Here is a 15,658-nt window from a genome sequence, read left to right as displayed (position 1 = left end):
GAGATGTAAAATGTATCTTACTGAAGAACAGCAGGCTTGGTATGACGGTAAAAACGGATTTCCACTACAGAAGGCCATGGAGATCATTGTCCAACTAGGCAAAATCTACGGCGCTGAAAGGCTGATCCCCATTTCCAGTGTGCATATGCCGGGTTCATCCGTGGTCGTATCCGGCGAAGCGGGGGTAAAATTCGTGGAGAAGATGGCCGAGACCGGTGTATTTCGGGTCCCCACCACCCTTAATACGGGAGCCTTAGACATGGAGTCATGGGAATCCCTGGGGTATAAACGGGCCACCTACGATCTGCAGTGCCGGCTTACCGGCGCTTACCAGAAGATGGGCGCTACGGCCCTCCATTCCTGTACCCCCTATCTGGGCGGCAGTCTGCCCCGTAAAGGACAGCATATAGCCTGGGGTGAATCTTCGGCCATCGCCTTTATCAACTCCGTGGTAGGCGCGCGGACCAACCGGGAGGGCGGCCCCTCGGCTTTGGCGTCTGCAATCACCGGCTTAGCTGCAGATTATGGGTATCACCTTGATGAAAACCGTGCCGGACAGTTCCTGATCCATGTGGACACGCCGCTTAAAACAAGTACCGACTTCGGCAGCCTTGGTTACTGGACGGGCAAGATCGTGGAAAGCGGAGTTCCGGTTTTTACGGGTATCTCCGAAGCCTCGGTGGATCAGTTAAAGATGCTCAGCGCCGCCCTGGCTTCCTCAGGTTCGGTGGCCCTGTTCCATATTGTAGGGTTAACCCCCGAAGCGCCTACCTTAGACGCGGCCTTCCTGGGGGGTAAAGCGCAAAGTGAAATGGTCTTTGATCAGAAGGCACTGAACGAAACCAGAGAAAAGCTGAATAAGCACCATGGGGAGGATATTTCTTTAGTAGCCATAGGCTGTCCCCATGCATCTATGGAGGAACTGGAGGAAATAGCCGGATTTATGAAGGGTAAGAAGGTTAAATCTGGTATCCATTTCTGGATCATGGTTTCCGTGGCAATTAAAGCCATAGCCCAGCGGAGCGGATACCTGGATATCATTAAAGAAGCGGGGGGAAAGATAGTACTGGATACCTGTCCCATCCTTTCGCCTATGCAGGATCTGATCAAAGCTAACGGTCTCAAATCCATGGTGACTAACTCGGCCAAGCTGGCCCATTATGGACCCGGACAGATCGCAATTCCGACTTATTATGGTGATCTGGAAAAATGTTTGAACGCTGCGGTAAGCGGAAAAATTTAACTAAAATTGTATACAATGTGTATGCAATATAATATACCAAATTGTATGCAATCAGTATACAAGATTGTGTACAAGTTACAAAAAGGAGGAACCCTGTGAAATTTGAAATAAAAGGACGCCAGGTAGTGCGTGGCAAGGCTTCAGGTAAAGCCTTGGTAACTGATGAGCCCATCTGCTATTTGGGCGGAGTTGATGTCAAAACCGGGATTATCACCGAAGTTGGGCATCCCCTCTACGGCAAATCCATAGCCGGAAAGGTGCTGGTATTCCCCACAGGCAAGGGCTCTACTGGGGGGTCCTATCTTATTTATGAAGCCGCCTCTAACGGGGTCGGCCCCTGCGCAATGATCAACCGCAAGATAGAGCAGGTAACCGCCGTGGGCTGCATTATTGCGGAAATTCCCGTTCTGGACAGATTGGAACAGGACCCCATAAGCACCATCAAGGACGATGACTTTGTGGAAGTCGATGCGGATAACGGGGTTATCACCATTACCAGAGGAGAGGCTTCGTGATGAGTACTTTAATAGAAAGGTTGCAGCGGCTGTCCACCACCAATGTCTCAGACGCCCTGGATGTTTTTAGCCTTAAAAACGGCGCATTCGGAGTAAAGCCGATGTACGAAGGGGTAAAAAAGATAGCCGGCCGGGCCGTGACGGTTAAACTGACCGCAGCGGGACTTACAAAAGGCAAGACCCATCTTGGTGTTAAGGCCATTGAGGCTGCGGAGAAGGGCGATATCATTGTCATTGATAACGGCGGCAGGATCGATACTTCCTGTTTTGGCGGTATCCTGGCGAACGGCGCTTCCTGTAAGGGCCTGGCCGGGGTGGTCATCGACGGCGCCTGCCGTGATATAGATGACTATGTGGAAATAGGCTTTTCTGTTTATGCCCGCGGCGCCGTTACTGCTACTGCCCGAGGACGGATCATGGAAGAGGCCACTAATATAATGATCCAGTTCTGCGGCATACAGGTGCGCCCGGGGGATTATGTACTGGCGGACCGCAGCGGGGTTGTTATTGTTCCGGCGGAAAGGGTGGATGAAGTTATCGCTAAGGCGGAAGAACTGTTTCAGAAAGAAGAGGACATGGTGCGGGATATTCGAAGCGGGAAAAGTATGCTTGAAGTAGATACCGCCTATAACTACGAAAAAATGCTGACCAAGTGAGGATGAATAAATGGAAGCAAAAAAACTAATTGAAGGATTTTTAAAACTGCCAACCGGCAATGTCTGTGATGCTAATGGCAAGAGCGGCAATATGGATTACCATATCAAACCCATCGATCCAAAATCGAAGCTGGCGGGACCTGCTTTTACCGTACCCTGTATGCCCGGGGATAATATCGCTATCCATGAAGCTATCTATGCCGCCCCCGCCGGATCGGTCCTGGTCATTGATATGAAGGGATACACCAGGGCCGGCCCTATTGGAGAAATTGTGGTCACCGCCTGTATGATGCAAAACCTTGCGGGTATTGTTATTGACGGTACGGTACGGGATGGCGCCGACATTGAGGCCCTGGGGTTCCCACTTTTCTGCAGGGGCCTTAACCCCGGCGGAACCTTGAAGAACGTTCTTACGGATCTGAATACACCTATTGTATGCGGCGGGGTACAGGTAAATCCCGGGGATATGATAGTGGGGGACCGGGATGGCGTGGTGGTTATCGCGAAAGAAAAGGCTCAGGAAGTACTGGGAAAGGCTCAGGCCATTTCAGACAAGGAAGATATTATAACCCGGGAAATTAAGGGTGGTAAGACTACCTTGGAGATTTACGGGTTTGATAAGAAAATAAAGGAAATACGGGGAATTTAATATGGACAAAAGCATAGTTGAACGATTTTCAAAACTTGATACCACAAGCGTATCCGATGCCATGGATTCAATAGGCAAGCCCTGCGGTCTGCTCGGGTTGAAACCGGTAAACCCGGGGACCGTGATCTGCGGCCGGGCCTTTACGGTTCACTATACTCCCTGCGGGGAAGTGAAGGGGACCGTAGGTGATTACCTTGACGATATAGCAGCCGGAGATGTGGTGGTGATCGACAACGGCGGACGGGATTACTGTACCGTATGGGGAGATCTGATGACCATTGTGGCGGACAGGAATAAGGTGGCGGGAACCGTTATTGACGGGGTCTGCCGTGATATTCCTACGGTGCGGAAGCTTGGTTATCCCTTATATTCCAAGGGCTGCTATATGGTCACGGGCAAAGATCGGGTATTTGTGGATTATACAGGCAAACCTGTTTCCATAAGCGGGGTACAGGTAAAGCCCGGAGATATCATCATTGCAGATGATACGGGGGTTATCTGCGTACCTGCGGAGCTTGAGGAAAAGTTAATAGGGATTGCCGAAAGTATTGCGGAAAAAGAAGGCCGTATAGAAGCCGCTGTCCGTTCCGGGGCAAGCTTGAAGGCCGCCCGTGAATCTGTGGGTTATCACAGCCTGCAAACCAAAAAATAGGAAGGATAATATGGAAACTGATCTTCAAAATACCAATGTTTTAAGTACCAAGCTTGCGTCTTTAACCTTGAAGAATCCTATCGTTGCCGGAGGCGGTCCCCTGGCGGGAACCGTGGAACATATAAAACGATGCGTCGACGCCGGTTTTGGGGCGGTGGTTACCAAGACCGCCTCCACCGTATGGTACCTCCAGCATTTCCCCCGGCCGCTGTACAAGCTGGTGGGTTATAAGACCGATCCTTCGGATCACTACTATGAACCGGATGATTATTTCTGGTTGCATCGGGAACACAATTCCTCCTTTACACCAATGAATTTTGTAAAAATCATTGAACAAGCCGCCCCTTATGCGCATTCCAAGAATTGCAAATTGATTGGCAGTTATTCCGCCCGCTTCACCGATGAATGGACCCAAATAGCTACGGCCTATGAAGCTGCGGGCTGCCATGCCCTGGAAATTAATTTCTGCTGCCCCTTCCCGCCCGAGGGGCTGGCAAAAAGCCCCGATGATAATCGGGTTGGCATTTATTATACCAAACACCCCGAAGAGGGGGCCAAAATAGTTGAGGCGATAAAGCAGCTGGTCAAGATACCGGTGTTTGTAAAACTAAGTCCGGATGGTTCCGGATTTGTGGAAATGGCCAAACTTTTTGAGAATGCCGGCGCAGATGGTGTAACCATGTTCGCCAATAATAAGATGCTCCGGGTTGATATCGAGACCGGGCTGCCCGAAATTTACGGCCCCGGTCCCGGTACTGCAGGAGCCTTTAAGGCCATGGCCATGCGCTTCGCGGCGGAGGTTAAACAGGAATGCTCCAAGCTGGCGGTAATGGGCGGCCGGGGCGCTATAACCTGGCAGGACGGCATTGAATTTCTAATGGCCGGGTCTGACGCGGTACAGTACTGTTCTCCGGTGATGATCCGCGGGCTTGATTATGTAAAGAAACTAATTGAAGGGATGGAAAGCTATTTTGCCCGTAAGAGTTATAAGGGTGTTGAGGATATAAAAGAAATTGCCATGCGCAAGATCTATACTAATACCCAGCTCGCCAAGGATGTTAAATCCCTTTACGCCAAGGTTGATCCTTCAAGGTGCGTGGGATGCGGCCGCTGCAAGAAAAGCTGCTGGTACGATGCAATCTCGGTGGCTAAATGCGCAGGGATTGTGAAAAAACGATGCGCCGGCTGTTCTCTCTGCAGCCAGGTCTGCTCCGCCGGGGCTATCTCTATGCATGAGCGTGAGAATGAACGGGAACACTTTGAAGCAATGGCTATGGCTCACCCGGATTTGGTAACCGAGGACTACTATTCGATATGACAGACAATAAGATCAGGCTGGCCTTTATTATTGATGACTCCCGGGTCAGGGAAATATTCGATGCCCTGAGCGGAATTTTAGATAGCCTCACCGGCGGGAGGGTGTCCTTTACCGAAGCTAAATTCGGTAAAGCCGCCCACCGTGAATCCGGGGATGTGCTGCCGCCGGATGCAATTGAGGCCATAAAACAAAACGACGCCGCCTTGCTGGGCCTCATAGACAAAACCGGAATATCCCTGGGGTCTCCGGTGGGTAAACTGAGGAAAGCGCTTTCTCTTTATGCGGATATAAGGCCGGTAAAATCACTGGAGGGGGCGAAGAATTTTGATATCGTATTTATCCGGGAAAGTACCGAGGGTTTTCTTGCGGACAGAAATAGTTATCTGGGAACCCCGGAGTTCATGCCAACCCGGGATGTCGCCTTATCTGTCAGGGTTGTAAGCCGGGCTGCCTGCCTTAGGATAGCGAAATACGCCTTTGAATATGCCCTCAGGAATAACCGAAAATCTATCACCGCAGCCCACAAGAGCAATGTGCTGCATTTAACCTGCAAGCTCTTCCTGGACTGTTTCTACGAAACCGCCGCCGAGTATCCTTCGATAACAGCCGGCGATGACTACGTTGATAATACGGCCAATGGACTGGTTCTACATCCTGAGAACTACGATATTATCCTGACCACCAATCTTTTTGGGGATATACTCTCCGATGTTGGAAGCGCCCTCTGCGGAAATCTCTGCGCAGCTTGTAATATATCCGATGATGCCGCTGTATACATGCCGGTCAGTCATATAATCCCCCCGGAGGAAAAACAGTTGACCCGTTTCTTCTATCCCTATTTACTCTGCGGGGCGCAGATTCTTGCAAATTCGGGATATACAGCGGGATCTCTCCGGCTTGAGCGTGCGGTAAAGGACAATTTTGATCTTTCCATAGGGGTAAGCGAAGCTGCCCACCGGATAAAGGAGGCATTATTATGACTATGGCGGAAAAAATACTGTCCGCTAAATCGGGAATCAAATCGGTTTCGCCGGGGGATGTGGTTGAAGCTGCGGTAGATGCAGTAATGCTGCATGATATCGGTGTCCCCGGAGTGCGGAAGCCCCTTGAAGAATTATCCGGCGGCAAAATACATCCCGGGGTAACCTGCGTGGTGATACCGGATCATTTTGTGCCCGCCCCTACGGTACAGGCGGCGGAGAATCTGCGGATCACCGAGGAGTTTGCAAAAAAGAACGGATTGGCCTACTACGGACAGGGGCGCGGCGGTATATGCCACCAGGTGATGATAGAAAAGGGATACATATTACCCGGCCAGATCGTGGCCGCTCCGGATGCCCATGCCACTAGCTACGGCGCCCTCGGCGCATTCGGGGCGGGCTTCGGTGTTACCGATGTGGCCATTGCAATGGCCTGCGGGCATTTGTGGTTTGAGATACCCAAAACAATACAATTTGTTCTTGGAGGGCACTTTAATAAAGGGGTCTATGCAAAGGATCTTATCCTCCATATTCTCCATGAATTTGAAGATAACAGTATCATATACTATGCCGCCGAATTTTGCGGGCCCGGGACGGCGGAACTTTCAATGGATGATCGTATCTGTATCTGCAACCTGGCATACGAGATGGGTGTAAAAGCCTGCTTCGTAGTTCCCGATGAAATCACCGCCGCTTATCTGCAAAAAGTTACCGGTAAACGTCATGATTTTGTCCTTCCCGACAGGGATGCTGTTTATGAAAAGACAGTATCCGTTGATTTGGGGAATATTCCGCCCATGCTCAGCCTTCCCCATAATCCGCAGAATGGCGCGCCGGTTGCGAATTATACGGGCACGAAAATTGATCAGGCTTTTCTTGGATCCTGTACCAACGGACGTATCGAAGATCTTCGCATTGCCGCATCCGCCATGAAGGGGAGAAAAGTTGCCGATGGGGTACGGATGATTATCACACCCGCATCGGTAGAGGTGATGGAACAGGCAATAAAAGAAGGACTTTGGGAAACCTTCATTGAGGCGGGAGCCCTTTTGACCAATCCCGGATGCGGCATTTGTCTTGGTGGGCATCTTGGATTGCTTGCTTCCGGAGAGAATTGTATTTCATCAAGTAACCGCAATTTTCTGGGGAGGATGGGTTCAGTAGAGGCAAATATTTACCTCGCTTCTCCGATGACGGTTGCGTTGGCAGCCATACACGGAGAAATCGTGGATCCCCGAAGGTATAGCCCAAAGGAGGCGTCTTAAATGATACGCGGAAAGGTGCATAAATTCGGCAAAAACATTGATACCGAAGTGATTTATCCGGCCAGATATATGGTCTATTTTCAGCATGATGAAGTGGCCAAGCATGTAATGGAAGACGCGGACCCGGAGTTCGCAAAAAAAATAACAAAGGGTGACATCATAGTGGCGGAATCTAATTTTGGATGCGGGTCGGCCAGGGAGCAGGCGGCTACTGCCTTAAAATATGCGGGAATAGGAGCGGTTCTCAGTGACCATTTGGCCAGGACCTTCTACCGTAATGCGATAAACAACTGCCTCCCCGCTTTTTCTGTGGAAGGTATTTCTTCTTTTGTGTCGGATGGGGATACCCTGGAAATAGATATTGATAAGGGGATCGTGATCAATACTGATACGGGCAAAAAGCTTAACTTTACTGCTCCGGGCAACCTTATTCGTACAATTTTGGAACACGGCGCGGTGGCGCACTATAAAAAAGAATACATAGAGACAGGAAAATAATTTTTTTTTGAGGAGGAAAAGATGCCTAAGGATTTTAGAATATTTTTGAAGGAAATGGAGAAATACGGTGGCGACGAATTCGTCAGGATTAAGAAACAGGTCGATCCAAAATTTGAAGCAACCACGCTGCTCCGAAAGCTGGAGATGGAGGGCAGAAAACCCATGGCCCTCTTTGAAAATCCATTGGATCTGTATCAAAAACCAAGTTCTATGCCCCTGGTGATGAACGCCTTTTCATCCCGGCGGAAACTCGCCATAGCGGCGGGCCTTGATCCCGCAAAATTTAAGAATGAGCTTTCCCTCAGGCTTAAGGAACTTTATGCAGGGTCCCGGAAGCCTGAACTGGTCCATAAAAATGCGGCGCCGGTTAAAGAACGGGTGCTGCTGGGTGATGACGTCGATCTGTATAAGATGCCCATACCGACCCATCACTTAAAGGACGGCGGACCATTTATATCCGGCGGCTCCATGATTACCAAGAGCCGCAAGACCGGTAATTTCAACGCAGCCATGATTCGTTTTCATGTGCAGGGGCCGCGTACCACCGCTGTTCATGCGGAACCACATCATCATTCAGGCATGATAATCCGGGAGTACATAAACGAAGGAATAGAGGCGCCCTTTGCCATAGTGATAGGCCACCATCCGTCCTTTTTCCTGGGCAGCCAGTGGGAAGGCGGTTATGGTACCGATGAGTACGAGATAATTTCCGGCGCCATGGGAGAAGCATTACGGCTGGTTCCCTCCGAAACTCTGGGAGAGGACTTTCTGGTCCCCGCGGATGCGGAAATAGTCATAGAGGGGTATGTGCTGCACGATAAAAAAGCGGTGGAAGGTCCCCTGGGAGAGCATACCCGGTATTACAAGGATATACGGGGAGGGCAGATTTTTTCCCACGAAGATCCTCTTACCCGTATCACTGCCATTACTATGCGGAAGGACGCCTACTTCCAATCCCTCTTCGTAGGCCATGCGGAACATTTTCTTATCGGCGCCATACCCAAGGAAGCGGTTATCTTTGACAAAGTCCGCCAGGTTGCCCCGGGAATACAAGCGGTACACATGACCCCCGCAGGCGTCGGACGGTACATTTGTTACTTCTCGTTAAAACAGCAAGTAGCCGGCGAAGCCAGAGACGCGATTATGGCGGCATTTGTCTGCGACCAGCATATTAAGTATGTGATAGCAGTTGATGAGGATGTGGACATATTTAATGACAGTGAAGTTTTGTGGGCCGTGGCAACCAGGACACAACCGGACAAAAGCACTTTCATCATCCCCGGCGCCAGAGGAGCAAGCCTTGATCCTACGGTGGATTCAAAACGGCCGGTAACGGCGAAGATGGGCATTGACGCCACCAAGCCCTTCGGAGAACCCTTCCCTGAAGTTTGTGAAGTACCCATTGATATGCTGAACAAACTGCGTATTGAGGATTATCTTAATTAATTTTTTTAAGGAGATCGTGTATGAAAAAGTTTCTATCTGTTTTTTGTAAGACGGTTTTATCGTTGGTAATTCTGAGCTTTATTGCCTGCGGTGGAAGTAAAAAAACTGCCGCAGACACTAGTTCAGGCGGTGTGATTTCCCTTAAAGGGAAAACTATAACTATCAATATTCCCCATAAAGCGGGAAGTACGACGGATATAGTGGCCCGTACATTTCAGCCCTATTTTGCAAAGGAATTGGGCGCCACGGTAATTATTGAAAACCTTGAAGGCGGCGGCGGTAATAAGTCGCATAATGCAACTTACAAGGCCGCTCCGGACGGCTTAACCCTTGAGATAAGCCTTTTTCCATCAATCGCTCTGGGAGAACTTACCAAGGGTGGCGAATTTAAGTCCCTGGAATATTCCTATATCAATACCATCGCCGGGGGAGACTACAATAATATATTTGTACCCTATGATTCCCCCTACAAGACCTTGGAAGATCTGATCGCTGCGGCAAAAACAAAGGATATAATCTGCGCCGGCCCGGGAATCGGCACTAACAGTCATATGAATCTTATCCTCTTTGAAAAGGCGGCGGGCATAAAATTCGAATATGTCACCTTTGACGGAGGAAGCGAGGTGGCGGTTGCAGTGGCAGGGCGGCATACGGATTGCGGTATGGGAAATGTAGTGGTGTGCAAACAGCTTGCGGAGGATAAAAAGATACGCGTATTGTCAGTGTTTGGATCTGAGAGGCAGCCCGAATTTCCGGATGCCCCAACGGCAAAGGAATTAGGATATGATAATTCAGTGATGAATGTATGTATGGGGCTTATTGCTCCGCCGAAAATGGATCCCGCCCTGGTACAGTTCATAGCGGATGCTTCTAAAGTAGTTTGTACCAACCCTGAATTTGTCGCCCAAGCTAAATCCATCGGTTCAACGGTTTCTTATCTCGGCCCAGCAGAATTTAAAGCCTTGGGAGAAACAATTTACGGCCAGGCATTAATTGTAGTTGACGATATAAAAGCTCTTGCAGCTAAATAATGTTTTTTCGCAGATAATGCGAGGAGGAGATCGGTTTATGAAAAAGTTTCAGAATGTGCTGAAGCTCGCGGTTTTATTAGCGGCTGTTGTAGGTTTAATTGCCTGCGGCGGGAAAAACAAGAATACCGGAAGTACCGGAGGGACAGCGGCGCCGGCAGCGGCGGTTAATCCCGTAAAGGGGAAAACCATTGCCATTAATATTCCCCACAGGGCTGGAAGCAGTACGGATATTGTGGCCCGTACCTTTCAAACCTACTTTTCAAGGGAAGTAGAAGCTACGGTTATTATTGAAAATCTGGAAGGCGGCGGCGGTAACAGATCCCATAATACAACCTTTAAGGCAAAGCCCGACGGAACAACCCTGGAAATTACTCCCTTCCCATCGGCGGTTCTGGGGGAACTCACCAAGGGCGGTGAATTCAAATCCCTGGAATACACCTACATCAACACCATTACCGGCGCGGATTACAACGGCATTTTCGTACCCTATAATTCGCCCTATCAGACCATCAACGATCTGGTTTCGGCGGCTAAGGCTAAGGAACTTACCTGCGCAGGATCAGGGATTGGCACAAACGGGCATATGGCCCTTATCCTCCTTGAAAAAGCTGCCGGCATAAAATTCGAGTACGTTTCTTTCGACGGCGGCAGTGAAGCTGCAGTGGCGGTTGCGGGGAACCATACGGACTGCGGGGTTGGAAATGTGGTAGCCCTGAAACAGCTTAGTGATGAAAAGAGGATACGGGTTATAGCGGTGGTTGGCGCTGATCGGCATCCCGCTTTCCCCGATGCTCCTACCGCTAAAGAAATGGGTTATCCAAACGCCGTGATGGATGTATGCGTCGGCCTCATCGCGCCTCCGGGAATGGATGCGGAAACCGTAAAATTCCTGGCCGCGGCCGGTGAGCGGGTCTGCAAAAATCCTGAATTTATTGCCCAGTCGGAATCCCTTGGTTCATCGGTGGTCTATTTAGGTCCGGCGGATTTTAAAAACCTGGCAGGTAATATCTATAAACAAGCGATCATTGTAGCGCCGGATATTCAGGCCCTGTCCAAGTAAAAGACCGTTGTATCTTACTACGCCGTGGCTTGTGCCACGGCGCTTACTACGGACTTGTTAATGAAGGAGCTTCCATGAAACAGAAACAGTTTTTAGTCGATAGAATTTTTTTAATTGTATTGGTTTTGTTTTTTGGCATTATATTACAGCAGAGTTTAGGGCTCACAAGAACGGCGGGCCTGATGCCTAAGCTCGTCTGTACTTCGGGTATTATACTTTGCGCCCTGGTTTTTATTCTTGGCCTTTTTAAAGAAAAAGCCCTTGCTAAAAAAGCCGCCGGTGATGAATCCGCAGAGAAAAAAGAAAAAGACTGGAAAGAAATGACCAAGTCCGGCGGGAAGAAGGGGTTGCCCATTTATATTACCCTGATTGTGGCGGTTGTATATTTTATACTATTCCTTATTCTGGGCTTTGCGGTTTCATCTATAATAATAATGCTGGTAATACCATCCATCCTCCACTACAAGAAATATATTGTCGTCATACCGGTGGCAATTATCAGTTCCCTGGCAATTTACTTTTCCTTTACCTATCTTTTTCATATTTCTTTGCCAGTCGGACTTGTATTTCAAATGTTCGGATAGAAAAGGAGAAACCTAAATGAATATGGAATTTATTGGTCAAGCATTTGCAAATCTTTTTTCTCTAATTAACCTTTTTTACCTTATCTTCGGGTCCGTTGCGGGATTGGTAATCGGGATACTTCCGGGCTTGGGTCCCACCTTTGCCTGCGCTCTTTTCCTGCCATTTACCTTTGGACTGCCTGCGGATTCGGCACTGATTCTGCTTTCCGCGGTTTATGCCTCCACCGCCTACGGTGAAGGCATAACATCGATCCTGATAAATGTTCCCGGAGGTCCCGGAGCGGTGGCCCTGACCTTTGATGGTTACCCGTTGACAAAGAAGGGAAGGGCATCTTATGCCCTCGGAGCCCTTGCGGGCGCCTCCCTGGTTGGCGGGCTAATCGGAGTATTTTCGCTTATCTTCATTGCTCCTAAACTGTCAAACATTGCACTCCTCATCGGTCCGGCCCAGTTCTTCATGATGGCCCTTCTGGGCCTCTCCCTGGTAGCCACCGTGGGCAAGGGTGATACCGCTAAGGGTTTGATCCTCGGCTGCCTCGGCCTCATCATAACTACCATAGGAACGGATGTTATAACCGGCTCCCGCCGTTTTAACTTTGGCAGCGACTTTCTCATGGATGGCATCCCCTTTGTGTCCGCCACCATTGGCTTGTTTGCCATGTCCCAGGTAATAATGATGTCCGAAGATAACAGTACGATCTCCGGGGATTATAAACTGGGAAATGGCCTTGTTGAAGGACTCCTGACAAACGTAAAACACTGGTTCACCACTGTACGTTCCAGCATATTGGGAGTATTGGTAGGCATTATGCCCGGAATCGGCATTTCTATTGCGAGCTTTATGGGCTACATAGTTGAACAGAAATTAGCCGGCGAAGAGGAGGCGAAAACCTTCGGGACAGGAAATGTGCGCGGAGTAATTGCTCCTCAAGCCGCCTGTAACGCCTGTGTCAGCGGAGAATTGATACCCGCTCTTTCACTCGGCATCCCCGGCGGCGCTACCTCGGCCATTTTCCTTGCGGCGCTTTCGCTTCACGGACTGCGGCCGGGCCTTTCCTTCTTCTCTTCCGGCGGCACCCTGGTTTACACCGTCTTCTTGGGAATGATATTCGCGCAGGTTGTCTTCTTCATCTTAGGATCCGTGTTGGCTAAACAGTTTGCACTGGTTACCAAGACCCCTAACGCCTTGCTGGTATCTGTAGTCCTGATACTCTGTTTTGCCGGCGCCTTTGCAGTCCGGAAGGAAGTGCTGGACATAGTAATCACCATGATTTTTGGTCTGATTGGGTATGTTCTCTTTAAAAATAAATGGCCCATACAATGCCTTATCCTTGGTATGGTTCTTGGTCCCATTGCGGAGAACAACTTTCATCGGGCGCTGCAGATTTCCAGAGGTTCTTACGCGATTTTCATCGGGGATCCTTTTACCCTTATTGTATTTATCGTTATCCTGGCCATTCTTATTTGGACTTTCTTTGGTGATTTTATCATGTCGATCTTTAAAAAGAAGAAGGCTTAATTAATGCAGATAGCCCCGTATCATCTGCCTGGCGATATTCCCGTATATAGCCAGAAACATCTTGGTGCGCGGGGCTTCTTTTATACCGGTGGAAAGTACCACGAAGATGATAGTATCCGCCATTTTAAATATGGCCAAATGTATGTAGAAGTTTATATCCCTTCTGTAAGCAGCGAGCCGTATCCGCTTATTCTGTTCCACGGCGGGGGCCAAACCGGCGTTAACTGGATGGGGACCCCGGATGGGCGTATGGGCTGGCTTGATGTATTTCTCCGCATGGGATATACAGTTTTTGTAGTGGATGTACCGGCCCGGGGCAGATCCGCCTATCACCCAGATATGGATGGTCCGCTGATCCGTATGTCGGCGGATTTGACCCATTGTTATTTTGCGGACCATAAGGGCGATTGGCCTGCCGCCGGTCTGCACACCCAGTGGCCTGGGGCGGAAGAACGGGATGAGCGGGGTTATGATAAAAACTACGATGAACTTTGTTCCGCCCAGGTTGAATATGTAACGCCGGCTTATCAACAGAAACTGGTACAGGATGCAGGCGCAGCTCTGCTAAAACGTACAGGGCCGGCGGTGCTAATCACCCATTCCATGGCCGGACCCTATGGCTGGGCAATTGCGGATTTATACCCTGAACACGTAAAGGCAATAGCCGCCCTGGAACCTTCGGGTCCTCCTTTCGGAGGCATAAGTATTTCCAGCGGCAAACAGCGTCCCTATGGCATCGCGGATATTCCCCTGGCTTATCACCCTGAACTGCGGATGCCGGAATGGCGCAGGGAAGATAAGTTCTGCCCTCCGGATGTGAATGATACCACAGCATGGCTTCAACCGGAACCGGCGGGCAAGTTAGTAAATCTTGAGGGTATCCCGGTGATTTTAATCACCGGCGAAGCCTCCTATCATTCTCCGTTTGATCATCTGACTGCGGCATTCCTCAAACAGGCGGGAGTATCCGTTGATTTTGTACCTCTTGCGGAAAAGGGCATCCATGGTAACGGTCATATGATGATGCTGGAGAAAAACAGCGATGTTATCGCAGAATTAATTCATCATTGGCTACAGGAACATCTGTATTGAATCTCAGATCTCCTCTCAGAAGGAAGATACTTCGCCCTCTAAGCTAAACTCTACCCGGCAACCAAACAAAGATTAAGAGCTGCGGCGATTTGTTCATCGCTTAGACCTAAGCCCCGCAGGTTTTTGACCGCTTGCCGCTGTCGTTCCTGTTCTGCTTGTTCCAAAGCCTGGATTTCCTCGTCTTTTTTCCGGATTTCTGTATCTTTTTTCCGGAGTATCCCGTCATATTCTATCGCAGCTTGCTTATATCCGGCCCGTTTCGCGCTTACAATACCGTCCTGCCAATCCAGCTCGTTCTTGAGCTCGCTCTCGAGCCGCGCCCGCATTATATCGTCTTCGCTTACCGTTAAGAGTTCCGTTGTCACCATGGCTACTCCTTCATCGTAATTTAGTATTTCGTTGATCAAATTCCGCCGCATTGGGTCCTGGACATACCGGAAAAATACCGACCACCGTTCTATAGGCGTCATTTCAGAAACCGGTTTTGTCAGGAACTGTTCCGCTTTTATCAGTTCTATATCAATTATAGAGGTCAGGCCGTTGAATGACAAGTTATTTTCCTTGTCATAATATTCGAACCGGTGGACCAGAGCATTGTCCTCATAGAAGTTCGTTCCCAGGAAGGAAATTTGGTAGGCGGGACGGAGGTCGGTGTAGTCGTAATCCGTGCCCTTGATATTCTGGGTGGTAAAGAGCCGGGCAAGAAAAAACTCCTGCCGTAGGTGCTTATTCGTATTGGGGTGCACGGTCATCTCGATATTGCCTAAATTACCGTTGTTAAATCTGACGGAAATATCGTAACGGATCTGGCGATTCCGGATATCGTTGACCGGGGGCTCGTTGACGATAACGGAAATAACAGTTACCTGCTGGTTTATGGCAGCCGAGACGAGGAAGCGCAGGGCATGGCGGGAGGCTGGGGTTTCACGGGTCAGCACGGCCTTAAAAACCGGATCGCGGGTAATGTCCAGGGGCTTGTCTTCGGGGGTAAGCTGGACCCGTTTTTTCCCGCTGGTCTCTTCGATGGTCTTACTGGAATCAGTATTTATACTCATTTTCATACTCCTTATAGTGGAGATGACATGAGAGGGAAATATGCTTTAGTATTTCGGGAAAATTTATTCTTTTTACGGAAATTTTCGAGGAGGAT

General features: G+C 49.5%; 17 protein-coding genes. 15 read left to right on the top strand and 2 right to left on the bottom strand.

The genetic code is table 11. The features are described 5' to 3' along the window. The first annotated feature begins 10 nt into the window (after positions 1-10). The 14 genes from LQZ19_RS12105 to LQZ19_RS12040 all read left to right on the top strand — a co-directional run bounded on the left by LQZ19_RS12105 (position 11) and on the right by LQZ19_RS12040 (position 13,416). Positions 11-1,243 (top strand): aconitase X, encoded by a 1,233-nt coding sequence (locus LQZ19_RS12105; protein WP_411047924.1) that lies wholly within the window; start codon positions 11-13, stop codon positions 1,241-1,243. Positions 1,244-1,338: 95 nt separating this feature from the next. Further along, entirely contained in the window at positions 1,339-1,758 is a 420-nt protein-coding gene (locus tag LQZ19_RS12100; RefSeq protein ID WP_411047923.1) for an aconitase X swivel domain-containing protein, read from the top strand. Further along, entirely contained in the window at positions 1,758-2,414 is a 657-nt protein-coding gene (locus LQZ19_RS12095; RefSeq protein ID WP_411047922.1) for an RraA family protein, read from the top strand. Before LQZ19_RS12100 ends, LQZ19_RS12095 begins: the two co-directional genes overlap by 1 nt. A gap of 10 nt (positions 2,415-2,424) precedes the next feature. Continuing rightward, on the top strand, positions 2,425-3,063 hold the full coding sequence (locus LQZ19_RS12090) for an RraA family protein (protein ID WP_411047921.1): 639 nt from the start codon (positions 2,425-2,427) through the stop codon (positions 3,061-3,063). Between the two features lies 1 nt (position 3,064). Beyond that, a complete protein-coding gene (locus LQZ19_RS12085; RefSeq protein WP_411047920.1) occupies positions 3,065-3,715 on the top strand; it encodes an RraA family protein in 651 nt (216 codons plus the stop codon). A gap of 10 nt (positions 3,716-3,725) precedes the next feature. Then, entirely contained in the window at positions 3,726-5,033 is a 1,308-nt protein-coding gene (locus tag LQZ19_RS12080) for a 4Fe-4S dicluster-binding protein (protein WP_411047919.1), read from the top strand. Continuing rightward, on the top strand, positions 5,030-6,013 hold the full coding sequence (locus LQZ19_RS12075; protein ID WP_411047918.1) for an isocitrate/isopropylmalate family dehydrogenase: 984 nt from the start codon (positions 5,030-5,032) through the stop codon (positions 6,011-6,013). Before LQZ19_RS12080 ends, LQZ19_RS12075 begins: the two co-directional genes overlap by 4 nt. Continuing rightward, positions 6,010-7,278, top strand: a complete 1,269-nt coding sequence (locus tag LQZ19_RS12070; RefSeq protein ID WP_411047917.1) for a 3-isopropylmalate dehydratase large subunit — start codon at positions 6,010-6,012, stop codon at positions 7,276-7,278. The genes LQZ19_RS12075 and LQZ19_RS12070 overlap by 4 nt, the downstream gene beginning before the upstream one ends. After that, positions 7,279-7,776 (top strand): LeuD/DmdB family oxidoreductase small subunit, encoded by a 498-nt coding sequence (locus LQZ19_RS12065; RefSeq protein ID WP_411047916.1) that lies wholly within the window; start codon positions 7,279-7,281, stop codon positions 7,774-7,776. Between the two features lie 21 nt (positions 7,777-7,797). Further along, positions 7,798-9,222, top strand: a complete 1,425-nt coding sequence (locus LQZ19_RS12060; RefSeq protein ID WP_411047915.1) for a UbiD family decarboxylase — start codon at positions 7,798-7,800, stop codon at positions 9,220-9,222. Positions 9,223-9,242: 20 nt separating this feature from the next. Next, positions 9,243-10,253, top strand: coding sequence for a Bug family tripartite tricarboxylate transporter substrate binding protein (locus tag LQZ19_RS12055; RefSeq protein WP_411047914.1), 1,011 nt, complete (start codon positions 9,243-9,245; stop codon positions 10,251-10,253). Positions 10,254-10,290: 37 nt separating this feature from the next. Then, positions 10,291-11,313 carry a tripartite tricarboxylate transporter substrate binding protein gene (locus LQZ19_RS12050; RefSeq protein WP_411047913.1) on the top strand — a complete coding sequence of 341 codons (1,023 nt, stop codon included), beginning with the start codon at positions 10,291-10,293 and terminating at the stop codon, positions 11,311-11,313. A 74-nt stretch (positions 11,314-11,387) separates the two neighbouring features. Beyond that, the gene (locus tag LQZ19_RS12045) at positions 11,388-11,897 is read left to right on the top strand and encodes a tripartite tricarboxylate transporter TctB family protein (RefSeq protein ID WP_411047912.1); all 510 of its coding nucleotides are present in this window, start codon (positions 11,388-11,390) and stop codon (positions 11,895-11,897) included. A gap of 16 nt (positions 11,898-11,913) precedes the next feature. Then, the gene (locus LQZ19_RS12040; RefSeq protein ID WP_411047911.1) at positions 11,914-13,416 is read left to right on the top strand and encodes a tripartite tricarboxylate transporter permease; all 1,503 of its coding nucleotides are present in this window, start codon (positions 11,914-11,916) and stop codon (positions 13,414-13,416) included. On the opposite strand, the gene LQZ19_RS12035 is transcribed toward LQZ19_RS12040, so the two are convergent. After that, positions 13,417-13,554 carry a hypothetical protein gene (locus LQZ19_RS12035; protein ID WP_411047910.1) on the bottom strand — a complete coding sequence of 46 codons (138 nt, stop codon included), beginning with the start codon at positions 13,552-13,554 and terminating at the stop codon, positions 13,417-13,419. It lies immediately after the preceding gene. Here LQZ19_RS12035 and LQZ19_RS12030 point away from each other — a divergent pair, their 5' ends adjacent. Beyond that, complete coding sequence (locus LQZ19_RS12030; protein ID WP_411047909.1) at positions 13,555-14,508, top strand: alpha/beta hydrolase; 954 nt, start codon at positions 13,555-13,557, stop codon at positions 14,506-14,508. A gap of 50 nt (positions 14,509-14,558) precedes the next feature. Here the strand turns inward: LQZ19_RS12030 and LQZ19_RS12025 are convergent, their stop codons facing one another. Then, entirely contained in the window at positions 14,559-15,563 is a 1,005-nt protein-coding gene (locus LQZ19_RS12025; protein ID WP_411047908.1) for a PD-(D/E)XK nuclease family transposase, read from the bottom strand. Positions 15,564-15,658 lie beyond the last annotated feature (95 nt).

The sequence above is a fragment of the Treponema primitia genome (assembly GCF_046533075.1).
Lineage (GTDB): Bacteria > Spirochaetota > Spirochaetia > Treponematales > Breznakiellaceae > Termitinema > Termitinema primitia_B.
Note: the sequence above shows the minus strand (reverse complement) of the source record. Positions and strands in the feature narration are given on the sequence as shown.

What these genes read in the sequence shown, in the direction of transcription:
- LQZ19_RS12045 (WP_411047912.1), top strand. Translation starts at nt 11,388, where the DNA reads ATGAAACAGAAACAGTTTTTAGTCGATAGAATTTTTTTAATTGTATTG.
- LQZ19_RS12065 (WP_411047916.1), top strand. Translation starts at nt 7,279, where the DNA reads ATGATACGCGGAAAGGTGCATAAATTCGGCAAAAACATTGATACCGAA.
- LQZ19_RS12070 (WP_411047917.1), top strand. Translation starts at nt 6,010, where the DNA reads ATGACTATGGCGGAAAAAATACTGTCCGCTAAATCGGGAATCAAATCG.
- LQZ19_RS12055 (WP_411047914.1), top strand. Translation starts at nt 9,243, where the DNA reads ATGAAAAAGTTTCTATCTGTTTTTTGTAAGACGGTTTTATCGTTGGTA.
- LQZ19_RS12090 (WP_411047921.1), top strand. Translation starts at nt 2,425, where the DNA reads ATGGAAGCAAAAAAACTAATTGAAGGATTTTTAAAACTGCCAACCGGC.
- LQZ19_RS12050 (WP_411047913.1), top strand. Translation starts at nt 10,291, where the DNA reads ATGAAAAAGTTTCAGAATGTGCTGAAGCTCGCGGTTTTATTAGCGGCT.
- LQZ19_RS12030 (WP_411047909.1), top strand. Translation starts at nt 13,555, where the DNA reads ATGTATGTAGAAGTTTATATCCCTTCTGTAAGCAGCGAGCCGTATCCG.
- LQZ19_RS12060 (WP_411047915.1), top strand. Translation starts at nt 7,798, where the DNA reads ATGCCTAAGGATTTTAGAATATTTTTGAAGGAAATGGAGAAATACGGT.
- LQZ19_RS12025 (WP_411047908.1), bottom strand. Translation starts at nt 15,563, where the DNA reads ATGAGTATAAATACTGATTCCAGTAAGACCATCGAAGAGACCAGCGGG.
- LQZ19_RS12095 (WP_411047922.1), top strand. Translation starts at nt 1,758, where the DNA reads ATGAGTACTTTAATAGAAAGGTTGCAGCGGCTGTCCACCACCAATGTC.
- LQZ19_RS12085 (WP_411047920.1), top strand. Translation starts at nt 3,065, where the DNA reads ATGGACAAAAGCATAGTTGAACGATTTTCAAAACTTGATACCACAAGC.
- LQZ19_RS12040 (WP_411047911.1), top strand. Translation starts at nt 11,914, where the DNA reads ATGAATATGGAATTTATTGGTCAAGCATTTGCAAATCTTTTTTCTCTA.
- LQZ19_RS12105 (WP_411047924.1), top strand. Translation starts at nt 11, where the DNA reads ATGTATCTTACTGAAGAACAGCAGGCTTGGTATGACGGTAAAAACGGA.
- LQZ19_RS12075 (WP_411047918.1), top strand. Translation starts at nt 5,030, where the DNA reads ATGACAGACAATAAGATCAGGCTGGCCTTTATTATTGATGACTCCCGG.
- LQZ19_RS12080 (WP_411047919.1), top strand. Translation starts at nt 3,726, where the DNA reads ATGGAAACTGATCTTCAAAATACCAATGTTTTAAGTACCAAGCTTGCG.